Source organism: Microcoleus sp. AT9b-C3 (genome assembly GCF_036705485.1).
Taxonomy (GTDB): domain Bacteria; phylum Cyanobacteriota; class Cyanobacteriia; order Cyanobacteriales; family Microcoleaceae; genus Microcoleus.
This window is the reverse complement of sequence record NZ_JAUBUR010000046.1, coordinates 1-16,606: the sequence shown is the minus strand read 5'-3', so window position 1 is coordinate 16,606 and position 16,606 is coordinate 1. Positions and strand designations below refer to the sequence as shown.

Here is a 16,606-nt window from a genome sequence, read left to right as displayed (position 1 = left end):
ACATGATATCAATCTCTTAGTCTGGGGAGGCAGACTTGGTTTTTATAGTAGCGATTTCAAGATCCAAATCATCTACAAATCGATTGCTGATTCAAAGCCCTGTTGGTGCGATTGGCTCAATATCTGGGTCAAATCCCCCAACTTGATTGGTGCGAATTATCCACAAAAATGCTCCCTGCTTTAAGAGAATTTTGGCGATTTCATCTTGCGTGCGCCTGGGTAACATTGTTCGGTAACTAATAGCAGCTTTTATCAGGTTCACTATACCAACAAAAAAGGTTTTTTTCAGTTCAGAATCTATCCCCGCTAATCTCGAATTTTTCCGCCAATCTGGACGGACAATGCCGAGGGGCATTAATACTTTTTCTAAACTATCTCCTAAAGCTACTAACTGGTGAAACCTTTGGGTTTGTGCGTCGGTGGGATGTGTTTTCAACCAGTCTTGAATCTGAGGATTTGACTCTATTTCGGAAGTGATTTTTTTAATTGTCGCGTAAATTGCCTGACTTGAATCTTGGACGCAAGAAGTTGCGGGAGTGACTAAACTTGCGCCGGTGCCGTCTCCGCTGCGGTAACGGGCCATCATGATATCTAGTTGTTGGTTTAATTCGGTTAAAGGCGACAAGGTGATGCCGTCAAAATCGTAGTCGCAACACACGCAGTCTAATTTACAGATGATATCGCAAACCGGGCGATCGCCCAACCAGCCGCGCTGCAAGTCTCCCATGTAACTTTGCCATTTGCTGGAACCGGCAACAATTCCGTCGGGATTGTGGGCGTAAACTTGTTTATATTCTATGTCAAAACGCAGTTCGCTGGTAAAGCGATCGCGCACTACTTTTGCTACTCCGAAAGCAAAATGTCCGGTGACAATTCCCAGCGGTGGCCGTTCGCCTTTTTTGCCGCCGATACCGCCGAAACTGTGAATAACTATCCCGATATCTCCTTCTTGCCAAGGAGAGATTGAAGCGTTTTCTGTAGCATCATTCGGGGTTAACAATACTCTTTTTACTTGCCCTTTTTGGGCTGGTGTATTTTCCCAATTTTTGTTGCTTAAATAAGCGAGAGATTTTTCCAGTCCTAAATGTGTTTCATCTGGTGTTAATTGGGCAATTTTGCGGGGCTCGATTGCCTGCACTACAAATATACTGTCTTCGTCTCTTTCGCCGTAAATGTACCAGCCGTATGGATTTAATGGCGATTGTTCGATCAGGTGATTGGTAGACCTCGCTACGCCATTTTTGTCTGGCTGTACTTGGGGAATCCGAATAATTTCGGCTGCGCCGTCAAATTGTTGAGATGTTTTGTTGAAATGCCGGACAATAAATTGGTCGCTGTCGGGTTCTTTTCGCTGTAAAATTGAGACTAAGGCGCAGAAACGTCCGATAATTTGTACTGGTTCGCGATCGATCGTGAGTTCCTGGTGCTCGCTACTGCTATAATTAATCGCAATCACCGGCCTGCGTAGCATAACAGTCACGCTGTCTTCAAGTCTGCTGCCTGCTAGAGTTTCTAAAGGGCCGACATTTCGCCAGCCGTTCAATCTATCTGGATGGATATTGCCAGATTTTTGACTTTTTTTAGTTTCTTGTGTGAAGTTTATATTTTGACTGACTGCGTGGACAAAAAACTGTACTTCGCGATTTGTGCTCCATTTCAAAAAGGCTGTTTTGCCAATAAAATCTTTATACTTTTTGGGGGCATTTATTACTTCAAAAAAAACTGTACCGTAGGGCTGGCGCTGTTCGTTTGAGGGCAAAATTAAGCGCCCGTGCCAAAGAGCGATCGGCTTGTAGAGATAGGCAACTGATGCTGAATTTTCGCAAATTATCTCCGACCCAAAAGCTATTGAAATATCGCTTTTGCCTCCAAAAATAGCAGCAGTTAAATTGCCTTCACTTTCTACAAATCGGGGTTCTAAAAAAACTTTTTCAGGTTGTGAAATGTTAGCGGTTAAATGACCAGTGTTTCTTGTAAACGAGCGTCTAAAAAGGTGATGGTTCTCCAATTTTGCCTGCAACCAATTGAGGAAAACGCGAATAAAAATAAACGCTGTTAAACCAAAAATAACAGCTAAAATAATCAGCCCCAGGGTCAAAATGAATTGGTTGAAAGACTGACCTGAAACTAAAAAAAATGTTGGCCCGATCAAAGAAAATGCCGCCATAATATCTAAAAACGAGTTTTAGGTTCGATCCAGTCAGTGCTGGCTTGACTGCCGAAAACTAGGGGTTTGTCCTCGGTGACTGCTACCGTTTGCCCTGTCATATCAACGGCACAAAGAGGCCAAGATCGATCGCCCAAATTGCCGGCGCGGAACAGAACTTGTCCGGGACAAACTTGACTCCAACCTAACAATACAGCATGAGTGTAAAGACTGCGAGCGGGAGCAACGGTATAAGTGTAATTATCATTTTTGTCCCAAATGACACCGTAGTCGGACATATCCGAAGAGTTGAAAAGTGCTTCAAATTCGCGGGCGAGAATGCGGGAACCGTCTTGATTCCAAGAAACAGGCACTAAAATGGCGATCGTCCCGGACATATCTGTATCATCGCTAGCATACATCCCACTTTCTGCCAGGGGCGAAGCCGCCGCCACTGTTTGCAGTTCCCCGGTTTTGAGATTTTCCACAAACATGACACTGCTAACCCGACACCGGGAGAATTCCGGCTGCACTTGCAACTCAATTCGACTGTAAGCTGCGTATTGGCCGTTAGTTGAAACTAAGGATGGACTGCGATAATAGCGGAGGCCTGTGCCGGCAGTGGAGCTCACTTTAGCATGAGTGGCAGTAATCCATTCCCAAGGAACGGGATAAGGGCTATTTAAAGGGTCAGTCATCGGTTTTTTTTCCAAAAGTTTTACTGAATTATCCAACAGATTCAGGCTGGCACGCAACAAACTAGAAACCAGGTTTCTAGTTTGTTGCTTCGCCACTAAACCCCCGATTTATAGAAAGCAGGTTTCTTTTTGAGATTTTAGATGGGAGGATAAATCTCAAATCTCAAATCTCAAATTCCCAATCGGATAGGTAAGATAGTATCGAAATTAATCTGGTATGTACACTAAGAGGGATGAAATATGACGCAATCTTTTAACCAAAAACCTTCAATCCCCCCGACTCGCGTCTCCAAGTCGCGGGGAAAAGGTTTGCTTGTACTGTCGCTGATTTTTCGACTGCTGCTGCTGGGGGTGGGCAGCGGTTTTGCGTGGGTTTTGGGCATAGCGATCGCTCAAATTTATCCGTCAGGCGCGACGGAAATGCCGCTGGCAGAGAGATTGCTGCGTGTAACTCAAAATTTGACCTCCACCCCGAAACGCGCCCCAGCAACGCCAATTCCGGCGCTTCCTGCACCAACCGCTACACCGACTCCCCAGTCAAAAGTCAGTCCTGCCCAGAGAGAGAAATTGCAGTCGGATTTGAGACAGTTGCAGGGCGAACTCAACGCGCTGATTGGTCGCACGGCGGCTTTGGAGAGTCAGTTGGGCAGCAGCCGCCCGACGGAAAATTTGGAAAAGCGTTTGCAGTTGATGTCGCGGGAATTGGCGACGCCGGAAACGGCGGCAAGTATTGCCCCTGCTTTACCGGCGATCGGCAGCAGCCCCAGTCTGAACCCTGAAACGGTGAATACTGCGCCACAGAATGCCAATAATCGGGTGTTTGGGGGGGATGGGCTGATGGTGACTCTGCCCAGCGATGTTTTGTTTGATACTGGCAGCATTTCTTTGCGCGCGGGAACTAATGCGATTTTGGACAATTTGGTGGCGGAGTTGGGCAATCACGAGGGGGCAACTGTGCGCGTTGCGGGCCACACTGACGACGCGGGGGAAGCGGCGGACAATCGCAATGTGTCGTTTGCGCGGGCTCAGGCTGTGGTGCAGTATTTGTCTGGTGTGCTCGGTCAGAAGTATCATTGGGTGGCGATCGGCTATGGGGAAAGTCGCCCTTCGGTGGATAATAGTTCGGATACTAATCGGCAGCGCAACCGTCGCATTGAAGTGGCAATTAGTCCTTAGTCAGCGGACTGGTGGATAGTAGATTTATTGCATGAATCTTTGATTGATAGTCAACCGCAGATGTAAGGCAGATAAACACGGATAAACGCAGATATTTTCCACAGAAGTGAGCGACTGCTTGCAATTATAGTCTACTGTGTTGAATTCTCAAGGCGTAAGCTGCTGTTACGCTGAAGGTGTCAGAGGTGGCAAGTCAGAATTATTTTTAGCCTGATCTATTGCCTCTCGATGTTCGCTCCTAAGTTTGGGTTTTAAATACAAGTTCTCAATCAAAGCTGCCACTCCCGCAAACCAAGGTGGCACAATTACAGCTCCAATAATTCCTAATACTTGAACTCCTCCCAATACAGACAGCAATTGATATAAAGGATGCACACCAACCGATGAACCAACCAGCAAAGGATCGAGGACGTAGGTTTCCAAATTCTGGATGATTACAAATAACAGCAACACCCACAAAAGTACCCAGCCACCTTTAGCTAAGGCTACGATTAATGCTGGTACTGCTCCTAACACGGGGCCGATGAAGGGAATCAAGTTGGTAACACCTGCGATCGCACCCAAGCCTAAAGCAAATTCCGGCATTCCCAAAATGCTCAAACCTGTGGTAATAAATATCCCTAAAATGCCTGAAACTAATACTCGCCCGCGAATATAACTCCCCATTCTTTCACCAATTGGCGCCACTTGTGTGGCTAATCTTGCGTCCCAAGGTTTGGGGAAAAACTGCACCAAACTTTTGATTAATGTGTCGCTGTCGGCAACCATGTAACCAGAAATAAATAAGGCTAAAACTAAGCTGAAGAAACCGCCGAGAATGCCTCTAGTTAAACTGTACGATCGCAAAACGAGTTGTTGACTCGATCGAATCAGCCAATTAGTCAGCGATTGAGTGTCCACCAGACCCACCAAGGTTGGGGCATCGTCGCTCAACCGACTCAATACATTAGTTGCCACAGTTCGCAAACTTTCAACATAAACTGGTAACTGTCGCAGCAGTAACTCTATTTGTTCGATGACCGTGGGGCCGATTAACACTACCGTCCCGCTAAATCCGCCGATGAGAGTTAAATAAACCATAATCACCGCCAGCCAGCGGGGAACCCGCATCGTTTGCGCCCAATTCACGATCGGGACGATCGAAGCGGCCAGCACAACTGATATCATCAGAATTACTAGCAGGCTCCGCAATTGCCACAGCAATACTAGCAGCAAGGACGATGCTACAATGAGCAGCAAGTTAGGTAAAGAAATAGTTATCCGCTGTTCTGACATGATTAAGTAATAAATGTAGTCTAAGAGGGCGGGTTTATCTATCTCTTGATTTACCCAAAATATTTAGGGTGAAACCCGCCCCTACTTATTTTATAATAAAAAATAACATCGGTTCAAAAAAAATAATATGCAGCCACAATATTCCACCCAAAATTTCTCCCCGATTTCCTCTATAAAATCACCAACGCTGTTTTACGAATGGCAAAACTATCGCTGTGCTTATGATGTTTATAACCCAACTACTGCGGCAGAAGATAGCATCCCTTTGTTATTAATTCATCCGATAGGAGTTGGTTTGTCAAGAATCTTTTGGCATAGATTTTGTGAGAGTTGGTACAAAGCAGGGAACACTAATCCGATTTATAATCCCGACCTGTTGGGCTGCGGCGATTGCGAAATGCCCGCTGTGGCTTGCTATCCAGACGATTGGGCCGCACAGTTGCAGAATTTCTTGGAAACTGTAGTCAAAAAACCTGCGATCGTACTCGTGCAAGGTGCTTTACTGTCTGTAGGCTTGGCTTTAGCAAAAATGCAGCAGGAAAGCGGCTCAAATTTAATTCGCGGCTTAGTTCTCGCAGGGCCTCCCGCTTGGGCGGTAATGAACAAACATTCGACCGAAAGACAGCAACGGATTGTCTGGAATTTGTTAAATTCTCCCTTGGGAAACGCTTTTTACCGCTACGCCAGACGCGCTGAGTTTTTGCGGTCTTTTTCTGTAAAACAACTGTTTGGCGATGCGGCAAAAGTTGACAGCGAATGGTTGGATGCTTTGCAGGCTGGGGCGGCAAATCCTGACAGCAGACACGCGGTTTTCTCGTTCTTAGCGGGGTTTTGGCGGCAGGATTATAGCGGTACGATTCAAAAGTTCGATCGACCCACACTCGTTGTCATGGGAGAAAAAGCCTCAAGTATCAGTCAATCGGGTAAGGAAGAGAAGCCCGATGAAAGATTAGCGCAATATTTAGCCCATTTTCCCAATGCGGAAGGTTTATTAATGCCGGGGCGGAATGTTTTACCTTATGAATCAACCGCAGAATTTGTCGCGGCTGTTGCCGAATTTGTGAACCAGTTAAAGCCGATATAACTTTTCCAGGACTAAGCTAAAGTTAAAGAAAAGTGTACTCAAATCGGTCTTATCATGAGCTATCGCAACATCATTACGATCGAACCAGGTAAACGCGGTGGAAAGCCTTGCATCAGGCGCATGCGAATTAGCGTTTATGATGTTTTGGGTTGGCTGGCTGCGGGAATGTCTCATACAGAAATTCTAGACGATTTTCCAGAGTTGACGGAGGAAGACATTAGAGCGTGTTTAGAATTCGCTGCTGACCGAGAACGCTGTCTGATTGCCGTGGTAGGTGGCACTTGAAACTGCTGTTTATGAAACTTCTGTTTGACCAAAACTTAAGCCGCAAACTGGTAACTAGACTTGCAGATATTTTCCCTGACTCTAGTCATGTTCAGTCCCACAATCTGACCCAAACAGACGATAGTGAGATTTGGGAGTTTGCCAAAGCTCAAGGCTTTTGTATTGTAACGCAGGACGCCGACTTTGCTGAACGAAGCCGTCTTTACGGATCACCTCCGAAGGTGATTTGGCTGCGATGTGGTAATGCACCGACCAGTAACGTGGAAGCAATCTTTCGGTCTGGAGTTGAAACAATTCAATAATTTATTGGCAACACCGCATTAGATTGTCTTGAACTTTACTAATGGGAGTTTTTAGCCGCAGATATCAGCAGATGAATACAGATGAACGCGGATGGAATTTCATCTGCGTTTATCCGCGTTCATCTGCGGTTAAAAAACTCTAGATTTCAACTGCGGTGCCAAATTGTTGTACCATCCTTTTGATCGATCAGAGTAATGCCCCGATCCTTGAGTTCGTTGCGAATGCGATCGCCCTCTGCAAAATCCCTTGCTTTTCGGGCATCTTTTCGCTGCTGAATCATCGCCTCAATTTCCCCATCACTCACACCGTTAACAGTATCATTGCTATCACTTTCCGGCTGAACTTCTAAACCCAAAACCCCTGCCAAACTCACCAAAGTCAGCCACTTTTGCTGCAACAATTCCGGCGAAGTTTCTGTTTTTCCCTGATGCACTAAAACATTGCCTTCCTTGCCCAATTCCTTAGCCAATTCAAACAAAACAGTCAAAGCGGCGGGAGTATTGAAATCATTGTCCATCGCTGATTGAAATTCCTGCACAGCTTTGCCATCCTGTCCAGTTTTCTCAACGTCCCAATTCAGTTGAGAACCATATCGAAGGCCAAACAGCAAACCTTCATTGATGGTATTCCAGCCATTTCGAGCGCTAGCGATCGCCTCTTCGGTAAAATCTATTTGACTCCGATACTGCGCCATCAACACAAACAGCCTCACCGCCATCGGTTCCACCGCTTTTGACTTCTGGCTTCCTTCATTCTGACTCCCCCCCTTACCAAGGGAGTCTTCATTCTTACTCCCCCCCTTACCAAGGGGGGGCTGGGGGGGGTTAGATTCCAAATCGCCCGACCAATTCCCATCCAACAAATCGCGAATTGTAATAAAATTGTGCAAAGATTTCGACATCTTTTTGCCGTTGACAGTCACAAAAGCATTGTGCATCCAATAATTAGCAAGTGACTTGCCCGTCGCAGCTTCAGATTGAGCAATTTCATTCTCATGGTGGGGAAAAGTTAAATCCGAACCGCCGCAGTGAATGTCAATAGTTTCGCCCAAGCAATCGCGCACCATCGCCGAACATTCAATGTGCCATCCGGGCCGACCTTTTCCCCAAGATGAATCCCAAGCAGGTTCTCCGGGTTTAGCGCTTTTCCACAGGGCAAAATCTGAGGAATCTTGCTTTTTTTGAGCTTCTATTTCTGCGGTTTCCAATCTACCGCTAGCCCCGGCCTGCATTTCTTCCAACTTGCGGCCGGAAAGTTTTCCGTAATCGGCAAACTGCCTCACGTTGTAGTAAACGTCGCCGCTGGAAGCATAGGCATAACCTTTATTTTCTAATTCGTGAATCAGCCGTTTAATGCCATCGATTGTATGGGTGGCGCGGGGATATTCATCGGCCCTGAGAATATTCAGCTTGTCCATATCTACGAAATATTCCTCGATGAAGCGTTCCGCCACGCCTTCCATTGTGGAATTGGTTTCGCGGGCGCGGTTGAGAATTTTGTCGTCAATATCTGTAAAATTCTGCACGTAGCGCACATCGTATCCCCGCCACATCAGATAGCGGCGTACCATGTCCCAAACAATGTAAGCGCGGGCGTGACCGACGTGGCAGTAATCGTATACCGTAACGCCGCAGCAATACATCCGCACCTTTCCTGGTTCGAGGGGCTCAAAAGGTGATTCGCGACGGGTCAAGCTGTTGTAAAGCGTTAGGGGCATGGGATTTGAGATTTGGGATTGATGTACTGCTGTAATTTATTATATTGCGGTTGGTGAATCTTTCGGTGTCACTACCAAATATCTGTTAAATTTAAGACAAATCCTGGTAACACATCTTCCCCTGACAAAGTGCTGGGATTATCTAATATTTCCACATCCTGATTTTGTCTGTATATTTCGACTTTCTTATTTTTGCGATCGATTAACCACCCCAAAATAGCTCCATTTGCGATGTATAGCGGTTCTCAAGAAAGTGAAATACACGGGCTAGTTCGATGCCCCATGCTTTTAGGCCCGATCCCCAACCCCCAAGAGCACCTCATGTTACTGATAAAGGCTATATTCCCGCATTTTTTCTCGCAATGGTTCCAGGTTGTCAGACTTAGAAAGCAATACAGATTCAGAAGAAATAGCGACCTTAGAAGGGAAGAGAGAAAGTAGTACGTCAACAGATGCTAGAATATGTCAGCCCCAAAGTTGCCATTTTTTTATCCAAACAGTAACCAAAACGGTTAAAGGGCGATCGCGCACGCTTAACAGTTATTTACAGTTTGTAGGGGGGAGTTGACAGTGAAATATAAAGAAAAAAATAGCTTCCAAACAGGAGTCAAATGGCTACTGTGGTCTAGTTTTCTCACTCTAGGCATCGGTGGCAGCTTATTTGCCTACGGGTTATATCAAAATCAACCTCCGGAACCTGTAGAAGTGGGCTTGATACCCGTCAAACTTGGCGATATTGAAGATACGATTAACGAAAGCGGTATTGTTGAATTGGGTGGTCAACAAACTCTGAAATCTCCTGATGATGGTACTGTCGATCGGGTGTTAGTAAAGATCGGGCAAACCATCACATCTGGTCAGAACTTAATTACCCTTCGTAACCCCGAACAGAAAACAACTCTCATCAAGCAAGAGTTGGAGATTCAGAAACAAAAACTCACTCTAGAAAGCTTACACCAAAAAGTTGTCGAAGCTCAGGAAAAGTTGAGTGCGGCCCAAGGGAAACTTCAAGATTATAAATCCAACCAAAATGACGAGTTATTAGAAATCCAAAAACGGGAACTAATCTTGGCAAACAACCGTAAAAAAGTGGTTGAAACTGAGGAAGATTTGACCGCTGCTGAGCGGAAACTAACCAATACAAAATTATTATTTGAAAAAGGTTATATTCCGGGAAATAACGTGCAAGACCAAGAAGACCTAGTTCGCAAGGCTAAAGCACTTTTACGAGAGGCACAGTTTCAAATCAAGAACGATCTGCTCGATCTTACAAGTTTGCAGAATAAACTAAGAGGTAAGGAAAACGAACTTCAGAAAGACGTAATTAATGCTGAGTCTCAACTGCTAGAAGCTCAGTTAAACGTTAGTACAAATAGTCGCGGACTCAAAAGCTTACAGCTTGATTACCGAGAAAAAGAACAAAAACTTAAAAACAATATTGTGACTGCATCTATTGATGGTAACGTACTTGATATTAAAGTGAAAAATGGCGACGGAGTGAAACGTAGTGATGAACTTTTGACATTAGGCGACCCTTCACAAGAACGGGTAAAACTACAGCTTTCTACGATCAATGCTGCTAAAGTTAGACCCAAACAGTCCGTCCGTATCAGCATTATTGGCCCCAATCCTAAGCAGTTTTCAGGAAAAGTAGACAGCTTATATATTCTTGCTCAAAGTGGTGATAGCAAAGGAAATGACGAGTCTAATCAAGGCAGTCAACCAACGGTTCCTGCAACAGTAAGACTCGATGCTCCAACCCGGACTTTGATTCCAGGGAGTCAAGTGAATGTGGAGATAATTTTGCAGCAGCGCCAGAAGGTAGTAGTTTTAAATACAGAGGTAATTGTGCGATCGGAGTCTAAGCCTTTTGTGTGGATTCGGGACAGTCAAGGCAAAGCCCAGAAACGGTCAGTTACATTAGGTTTAGAAGGATTAACACAGGTAGAAATAACTTCTGGTTTGCGGCCAGGTGACAGTGTTGTGATACCCCCTTCTGAACCTTCCTTAAAGCCAGGAACTCCTATTCAGGAAGAAAAAACAACTAAAAAGAAAGAAAAAACAGACGGTGCCGATGAGGAATAAAGATTAAAGAATTGGATAAATCAGCTAATTTTATTACGGTACGAAATGTTGAGTTGTGATTTTTAATTAATTATGAGCCTTTCTCCTTTAGACCTCCTCCGCCTTACTTGCATTTCCCTAAGTGGCAATCTTTTGCGCTCTGCCCTAACTACAGTCGGAGTTTTTATGGGTGTAGCTGCGGTCAGCGCAACGCTGCAAGTAGGCAATATTAGTCGCGCCGTAATTGCTGAACAACTGGCCAAGCGAGAAGCACCTCAACTTGAAATCCGTATTGGGGATGACTTGGGTTTGAAGTTAGAAGATATGGAATTTTTAGGGCATCGGCTGAAAGGAATTCGGGCAATTAGCGCAGCAAATGAGTTGGGTTATAACGAAAAAGTTATATTTCAGGCTGAAGAAGCGGAAGCTAGTATGGCCGCTGTTTCTCAAGATCATTTATTGACATCGGGACGGCGATTAATAGCGGGGCGTTTTTTTTCCCCTAATGATTTTGCTAATTATCGACCTGTCGCGGTAATTGATGAAATGCTAGCTACACAACTTTTTAAAGGTAGCACCAAACGTCTAGATCAGCGCATTTATGCTAACCGCAGACCTTACATTGTTGTTGGAGTAATGGAGAGCAAGGAAAGCTTTTTTGGCAAAATACAAGGTCAAATGTTAGTGTCGATGTCGGTTTACAAAGCGATGACAGGTAGCCAGACAATTGGGGTAATTTCGGTGCGCCCTTACAATCTTAAAGATATAAAAGGAATGGAAAAGCAGGCAAAAAAACTTTTGCAGGAGCGCTTTCCCAAGGCAGAGGTTTATACTTGGAACAATGTTAAGAAAATTTTGGAGCAGCAGGAAACTCTGGAACTTGCTTCACGGGGACTATTGGCAGTGGGGGTAATTTCGCTATTGGTGGGAGGGGTTGGTATTGCTAATATTACGATCGCGGCGGTGATGGAACGTACCCCAGAAATTGGTTTGAGACGTGCGATCGGGGCTACTCAGAGAGATATAATGTTGCAGTTTATTCTAGAAGCAGTAATTCTGAGTTTAGCGGGGGGAATTGCTGCTATTGTGACGGTACACGGGTTAACGGTGGTGGTTGCGGATGTTTTTAAGTTGCCTTATAAATTTGACAGCAACACAGCAGCTTTGGCTCTAGCATCGGCATTAGCGGTGGGTGTAGGAGCTGGATTTTTCCCGGCTCTGCGAGCTAGTCAACTCGATCCTGTTAAAGCGCTGCGTCAAGGGTAGTCATCCCGTAGGAAATCGCCACAGCATTACTTGCAGAAATAACTGGAGCTAGCATGACTGAGCAACCGCACGAAGATTATCTCCCAAATAGCGATTCCCCTGCTCGCTACGAGATTCCTTGGATATTTCGTTTTAGCCTAGTTATGGTTGCAAGCTGTGGGCTATTGGCGATATTTGCTGTTGCTTTTAAGTCTAGTTCAACAGTCAAAACTGATGTTAGCTCTAAATCTGCGATCGCGCCCAAAATTTTGCCACTTACCACTAAAAAACATCTCCCACACATCCAAAATCTACCGCAAAATCAGGCGCTCATTAAACTCGAAAATCAGAGAAAAACGCCAACTACAAACCAGAGAATAGTTATTCCTCAATTCCGCGGCGAAAATCCAACAAGTAAAATCAAATACTCACCACTTCCCAATTCCCAATCCCCAGTTCCCAATTCCCAAGTATTAACAACTTCTACTCAAAAAAAACCTGTTCAACCAGAATCAAGAGTAATTTTTGAAGCTCCACCAAATCCAGATATAACAGCAGAACCAATACCTGAAAATAGCCAAAACCCAACTCTTCAACAGCAATCTATAGCGGATGAATTAGGGGTTGAACTGACACTACCGGAAGTTATATTTTTAGGCTTAGAAAACAACAGAGATATCAAAAATCAATACCTGGAACGCATCGCCCAAAAACAAGATTTAGCCGTAGCAGAAGGCTTGTTTGTCCCTAGTTTTACACCGAAACTGTCCGTCTCATCAATTCCTTTGAGGAATGGGGGAAGAGTCGCCACTACTGGCGAAGTCGATTTATCGGCCCAAGTGAGTGTCAAAATTCCCACAGGAGGGAATATAAGTTTTGTTTGGAGTAGTAAACAAGGACAAGATGCGAATGGTTTTGGCATTAATAGTGAAGGTTCTTTAAGTCAAAATCTAACGTTAAATTTTACCCAACCTGTGTTAAGGGGAGCTGGAGCTGCTGTCAATCGAGCACCAATTGAGATTGCTCGCCTGAGTGAAAAAAGAAATATTCTGAGTTTGAAATTGACGTTAATTGAGACAATCACCTCAGTAATTTTAACCTATCGAGAGTTGATTAAGGCTCAGGAACAAGTTAAAATTTCACAAAGCTCTCTGGAAATTGCCCGTCAAGAATTGGAGACTAATCAGGTTTTAATTGAGGCAGGAAGGCTAGCAAAAGTTGATATTTTTACAAGTGAAAAAGCTGTGGCAGATCAGGAAGTGACAGTATTAGCTAGTGAGGAGCAACTGAAGAAGGCAAGATTAGCACTGCTGCAAGTTCTAGACCTCGATCGCAATCTTAATATAATAGCAATAGAAGCTGCTACTGTACAGACTTACCCTCTGGATTTCTCTAAGATTCTACCATTAGCTCTGTCAAATAGTCCTGATTATTTACAAGTACAGCTCGACCAGGAAATCGCTAAATATAAATTGCTCGTAGCGGAAAATAATCGAAAATGGCAATTGGATGTAAATGCAAGTTATCATAATAATGCTACTAATCTTTCAGACAGCAGCTCGGATTTGAGAGCAGGACTGGTTTTGACTCGCGAATTTGGAAATAGAGAAATTGAGCGAGATTTTCAGAATAGTCGTGTTAAGCTGTTACAAGCTGAGAATATTTTAAAGGAGCACAATCAAAAGCTGGAAGTTGAGGTCAGAAATGCAATTCGAGATATAAATTTGAATCTTAAGCAAGTAGAACTAGCTCAAAGGTCAAGGGAGTTAGCGCAAAAGCAATTAGAAATAGAGCAGGACAAAAGAAGATTGGGACTGGAAACTTCTCGGAGTATCGATATTGTGAATTTTCAGAATGATTTAATAGAGGCGAGAAATGCAGAACTTAATGCGAGAATTGCCTATTTTAATGCTTTGACAAATCTTGATAAAATAATAGGTACTACTTTGGAGACTTGGCAGGTGAGGATTGAAAATGAATAATGATGTTAGTTAGTTGTTATCGGATTGAATGAGACTTGTCAGTAATTCCAACCAGGCTCCCTCGGATCGGGAGCGGTAGAATCAGCCGTCAAGCAGATAGGTACAAGGCTAAAAATTTCATTCTTCATAGTAGAAATCTGAAAGTGTTTCGCAAATGTTACAACTGCGTTTTGCCTACTTGAATGGTTAATTTGCAGTTTAATATTTTTGCAAAATCGGGATGCTCCCGCGAAGCCTTCTTGTTAGAAGGATTATAGAGCAATACGGTTCAGTTAAGGAAAATTGTAGCGAAAATGTTGGGCGGAGTGAAACGGAGGGTTCGTTCCACTCCGCCCAACCTACGCACGATCTGTTTTTAGCACTAACCCAAGCGTATTGGATTGTAGAGAAAGTCTTCCACTTTGTCATATTCGCAAAGACATATCCATTCTAAACGATCGCCCCCACCCTCCAAACCCACCAACAGCCCCCTATCCCAATTTGTCATCAAATCCTGACATTCGCTTCAACACCGATCCCCCAGATCTCCCAAATGTCAAGATTTCCTGACATATTGATCCCCAAAATCACGAAAATGCGTATAAGTACCCAGGATTGAGGCAAAAGACCCCTTGACCCGATCGCAAGTTGTCTGCAACATTAAGTCATGACAAAGCGATCCCAAAGAAATGCTTCGATTAAGCAGCCCTGGGAGTCGAATAGCGCGTGTGCTGCCAGCACAGCGTTGCTAGCAGCACCGATCGCACTCACAAAATCGATCTTGTCAATCAAGAATCGACAGATAAAGCTTTATTTAGATCGAACGGTGCGCGCAGAAGCCAATAAGTCCAAACCCTCGATCGCATAGGGGAAAAGACAAGCTAAAAATCAGCAAGGCTTCAAAGGTTGGAGAGATTTGGAAGCTCGATAATATGTAGATTTAAAAGAGTTTCTAACTCAAAAAGTCAACACAATTGTGTTGAAAGAAAAAAATCTAACCCGCCATCCTAAATTAGTGGAGAACAAACTCATGGCAAAAGAACGCCCACCATTAGAAGAGATGACTTTGCGACAACTCCGCAGAGTTGCTAGCGAATGTGGAGTCTCTCGCTACAGCCGGATGCGGAAATCGCAACTTCTGGCATCCATTCAAGAAATTCAGCGCACCAAATTTTCCTACAGCCCATCTCGCAAACTAGAGGCACAAGAAGCAGTGGAAGCAGCAAAGTTTGAACTCGGTCAAGAAGATAGAACAGGCGGTTCTTTGTCGTCTGTAGATGAAGGTTTAGCAGATTTGCCCAACGGCTACGGCGAAAGCCGCGTGGTTTTAATGCCCCGCGACCCTGAATGGGCCTACACTTACTGGGACATTCCCAACGATCGCAAAGAAGAAATGCGCCGCCAAGGAGGACAGCAACTCGCCCTGCGGATCTACGACGTTACAGATGTTAACCTCGACATTCAAAGCCCGCACAGCATTCAAGAATATCCCTGCGACGAACTGGCGCGGGAATGGTATGTGCCAATCCCCGTGAGCGATCGGGACTACGCGATCGACATCGGCTACCGCTGTGCAGATGGTCGCTGGCTGGTATTAGCTCGATCGGCAGAAGTCCGCGTTCCTCCCGTCTATCCCAGCGACTGGATTGAAGATCAATTCATCACCCTGGATTGGGAAGAAGAGTTGCAAGGCAAAACCTTCGCCGAACTGGTTCCTCCGGCCAAGAAAATGGCACAAGCAGCCAATGGCTTCGGTTACAGCACCGAAAATGCTATCTACGAACAAATCTTCGGCATGGCAGAATCTGCCGAATCCCTGCGGGTAGCGGGTTCTATCTTCGGTTCCATGCAGCACGTCGCCGGTTCCGTCCAGCAAGTCGGCATCCACGAACAAGCTCTCAGTTCCTACGTGTTCCCCTCCGGCGTCGGAATGTGGGCGGCTCCCACCATGTCGGGCCTCACCGCGTCTGGTGTCGGTATGTCCGGCCTCACCGCGTCGGGTGTCGGTATGTCGGGCCTCACCATGTCGGGTGTCGGTATGTCCGGGCTCACCATGTCCGGTTTCGGTATGTCCGGTGTTGGTATGTCGGGAGTTGGCTTCGCAGCCCCGATGCGCCCCCGCCAGTTCTGGTTAGTTGCTGATGCGGAACTGATCGTTTACGGCGCCACCGAACCCGACGCTACCGTATACGTAGGCGGACAGCCGATTAAACTCAATGCTGACGGCACTTTCCGCTTCCAGATGTCCTTCCAAGACGGCTTAATCGACTATCCGATTTTTGCAGTAGCTGCAGACGGCGAACAAAACCGCGCCATCCACTTGAAATTCAACCGCGAAACCCCAGAACGGCGCACCAATACCAAGCAGGATGCCGTTGTGGAATGGTTGGGCTAATCGCAAAGGTCGAAAGGTCGATCGAGCTGCGGGCGATAGTGCAGGTTTGTGCCAATTTTTGAACCATCACAAGGCATAGCCTCAGCCGATCGTGATTTGTTAAGGTTAATCCCAGACAACAACCCATAACACCCCCTATACACCGTTCTCCTGTTTTGAGGAGCGGTGTTTTTTGTGTTTAGAAGGAAGAAGGAAGAAGGAAGAAGGAAGAAGGAAGAAGGAAGAAGGAAGAAGGAAGAAGGAAGAAGGAAGAAGGA

The 16,606-nt window shown here is 45.3% G+C and carries 14 protein-coding genes and 2 pseudogenes; 9 read left to right on the top strand and 7 right to left on the bottom strand.

From position 1 onward, the window contains the following. Positions 1-91: 91 nt before the first annotated feature. Together QUB77_RS27625 and QUB77_RS27620 are read right to left on the bottom strand one after the other, a co-directional pair. Complete coding sequence (locus QUB77_RS27625; protein WP_333179757.1) at positions 92-2,167, bottom strand: abortive infection protein; 2,076 nt, start codon at positions 2,165-2,167, stop codon at positions 92-94. 5 nt (positions 2,168-2,172) lie between these two features. Beyond that, entirely contained in the window at positions 2,173-2,844 is a 672-nt protein-coding gene (locus QUB77_RS27620; RefSeq protein WP_333035185.1) for a hypothetical protein, read from the bottom strand. A 240-nt stretch (positions 2,845-3,084) separates the two neighbouring features. Here QUB77_RS27620 and QUB77_RS27615 point away from each other — a divergent pair, with 240 nt between their 5' ends. Continuing rightward, positions 3,085-4,020 carry an OmpA family protein gene (locus QUB77_RS27615; RefSeq protein WP_333179759.1) on the top strand — a complete coding sequence of 312 codons (936 nt, stop codon included), beginning with the start codon at positions 3,085-3,087 and terminating at the stop codon, positions 4,018-4,020. 165 nt (positions 4,021-4,185) lie between these two features. Here the strand turns inward: QUB77_RS27615 and QUB77_RS27610 are convergent, their stop codons facing one another. Beyond that, positions 4,186-5,295 (bottom strand): AI-2E family transporter, encoded by a 1,110-nt coding sequence (locus QUB77_RS27610; protein WP_333179762.1) that lies wholly within the window; start codon positions 5,293-5,295, stop codon positions 4,186-4,188. 127 nt (positions 5,296-5,422) lie between these two features. Here QUB77_RS27610 and QUB77_RS27605 point away from each other — a divergent pair, with 127 nt between their 5' ends. From QUB77_RS27605 to QUB77_RS27595, 3 genes are read left to right on the top strand one after another with little or no spacing between them, the layout of a single operon-like run. Continuing rightward, on the top strand, positions 5,423-6,379 hold the full coding sequence (locus QUB77_RS27605; RefSeq protein ID WP_333179764.1) for an alpha/beta hydrolase: 957 nt from the start codon (positions 5,423-5,425) through the stop codon (positions 6,377-6,379). 54 nt (positions 6,380-6,433) lie between these two features. Next, positions 6,434-6,664, top strand: coding sequence for a DUF433 domain-containing protein (locus QUB77_RS27600; RefSeq protein WP_333179767.1), 231 nt, complete (start codon positions 6,434-6,436; stop codon positions 6,662-6,664). An 11-nt stretch (positions 6,665-6,675) separates the two neighbouring features. Then, complete coding sequence (locus tag QUB77_RS27595; protein WP_333179769.1) at positions 6,676-6,966, top strand: DUF5615 family PIN-like protein; 291 nt, start codon at positions 6,676-6,678, stop codon at positions 6,964-6,966. 146 nt (positions 6,967-7,112) lie between these two features. Here QUB77_RS27595 and cysS read toward each other — a convergent pair whose 3' ends face one another. Both cysS and QUB77_RS27585 read right to left on the bottom strand, forming a co-directional pair. Further along, positions 7,113-8,684 carry a cysteine--tRNA ligase gene (cysS, locus tag QUB77_RS27590; RefSeq protein ID WP_333179772.1) on the bottom strand — a complete coding sequence of 524 codons (1,572 nt, stop codon included), beginning with the start codon at positions 8,682-8,684 and terminating at the stop codon, positions 7,113-7,115. A 71-nt stretch (positions 8,685-8,755) separates the two neighbouring features. Continuing rightward, positions 8,756-8,920, bottom strand: a pseudogene (locus tag QUB77_RS27585) (Uma2 family endonuclease); the annotation flags it as partial. Between the two features lie 334 nt (positions 8,921-9,254). Between QUB77_RS27585 and QUB77_RS27580 the strand changes: the two are divergent. The 4 genes and pseudogenes from QUB77_RS27580 to QUB77_RS27565 all read left to right on the top strand — a co-directional run. Continuing rightward, positions 9,255-10,769, top strand: a complete 1,515-nt coding sequence (locus QUB77_RS27580; RefSeq protein WP_333179774.1) for an HlyD family efflux transporter periplasmic adaptor subunit — start codon at positions 9,255-9,257, stop codon at positions 10,767-10,769. A gap of 72 nt (positions 10,770-10,841) precedes the next feature. After that, the gene (locus QUB77_RS27575; RefSeq protein WP_333179776.1) at positions 10,842-12,014 is read left to right on the top strand and encodes an ABC transporter permease; all 1,173 of its coding nucleotides are present in this window, start codon (positions 10,842-10,844) and stop codon (positions 12,012-12,014) included. Positions 12,015-12,067: 53 nt separating this feature from the next. After that, the gene (locus QUB77_RS27570; RefSeq protein ID WP_333179778.1) at positions 12,068-13,975 is read left to right on the top strand and encodes a TolC family protein; all 1,908 of its coding nucleotides are present in this window, start codon (positions 12,068-12,070) and stop codon (positions 13,973-13,975) included. Positions 13,976-14,032: 57 nt separating this feature from the next. Continuing rightward, a pseudogene (locus QUB77_RS27565) lies at positions 14,033-14,165 on the top strand (ISKra4 family transposase); the annotation flags it as partial. A gap of 171 nt (positions 14,166-14,336) precedes the next feature. On the opposite strand, the gene QUB77_RS27560 reads toward QUB77_RS27565, so the two are convergent. Both QUB77_RS27560 and QUB77_RS27555 read right to left on the bottom strand, forming a co-directional pair. Then, positions 14,337-14,462 (bottom strand): hypothetical protein, encoded by a 126-nt coding sequence (locus QUB77_RS27560; RefSeq protein ID WP_333179780.1) that lies wholly within the window; start codon positions 14,460-14,462, stop codon positions 14,337-14,339. A gap of 152 nt (positions 14,463-14,614) precedes the next feature. Beyond that, positions 14,615-14,746 (bottom strand): hypothetical protein, encoded by a 132-nt coding sequence (locus QUB77_RS27555; protein WP_333179782.1) that lies wholly within the window; start codon positions 14,744-14,746, stop codon positions 14,615-14,617. 238 nt (positions 14,747-14,984) lie between these two features. On the opposite strand from QUB77_RS27555, the gene QUB77_RS27550 reads away from it, so the two are divergent. Then, positions 14,985-16,349: a DUF4912 domain-containing protein gene (locus QUB77_RS27550; RefSeq protein ID WP_333179784.1), complete on the top strand. Its 1,365-nt coding sequence runs from the start codon at positions 14,985-14,987 to the stop codon at positions 16,347-16,349. Positions 16,350-16,606 lie beyond the last annotated feature (257 nt).

Excerpts from the sequence above, each read along its gene's own strand:
- QUB77_RS27625 (WP_333179757.1), bottom strand. The coding sequence starts at position 2,167 with ATGGCGGCATTTTCTTTGATCGGGCCAACATTTTTTTTAGTTTCAGGT.
- QUB77_RS27620 (WP_333035185.1), bottom strand. The coding sequence starts at position 2,844 with ATGACTGACCCTTTAAATAGCCCTTATCCCGTTCCTTGGGAATGGATT.
- QUB77_RS27615 (WP_333179759.1), top strand. The coding sequence starts at position 3,085 with ATGACGCAATCTTTTAACCAAAAACCTTCAATCCCCCCGACTCGCGTC.
- QUB77_RS27610 (WP_333179762.1), bottom strand. The coding sequence starts at position 5,295 with ATGTCAGAACAGCGGATAACTATTTCTTTACCTAACTTGCTGCTCATT.
- QUB77_RS27605 (WP_333179764.1), top strand. The coding sequence starts at position 5,423 with ATGCAGCCACAATATTCCACCCAAAATTTCTCCCCGATTTCCTCTATA.
- QUB77_RS27600 (WP_333179767.1), top strand. The coding sequence starts at position 6,434 with ATGAGCTATCGCAACATCATTACGATCGAACCAGGTAAACGCGGTGGA.
- QUB77_RS27595 (WP_333179769.1), top strand. The coding sequence starts at position 6,676 with ATGAAACTTCTGTTTGACCAAAACTTAAGCCGCAAACTGGTAACTAGA.
- cysS (WP_333179772.1), bottom strand. The coding sequence starts at position 8,684 with ATGCCCCTAACGCTTTACAACAGCTTGACCCGTCGCGAATCACCTTTT.
- QUB77_RS27575 (WP_333179776.1), top strand. The coding sequence starts at position 10,842 with ATGAGCCTTTCTCCTTTAGACCTCCTCCGCCTTACTTGCATTTCCCTA.
- QUB77_RS27570 (WP_333179778.1), top strand. The coding sequence starts at position 12,068 with ATGACTGAGCAACCGCACGAAGATTATCTCCCAAATAGCGATTCCCCT.
- QUB77_RS27560 (WP_333179780.1), bottom strand. The coding sequence starts at position 14,462 with ATGACAAATTGGGATAGGGGGCTGTTGGTGGGTTTGGAGGGTGGGGGC.
- QUB77_RS27550 (WP_333179784.1), top strand. The coding sequence starts at position 14,985 with ATGGCAAAAGAACGCCCACCATTAGAAGAGATGACTTTGCGACAACTC.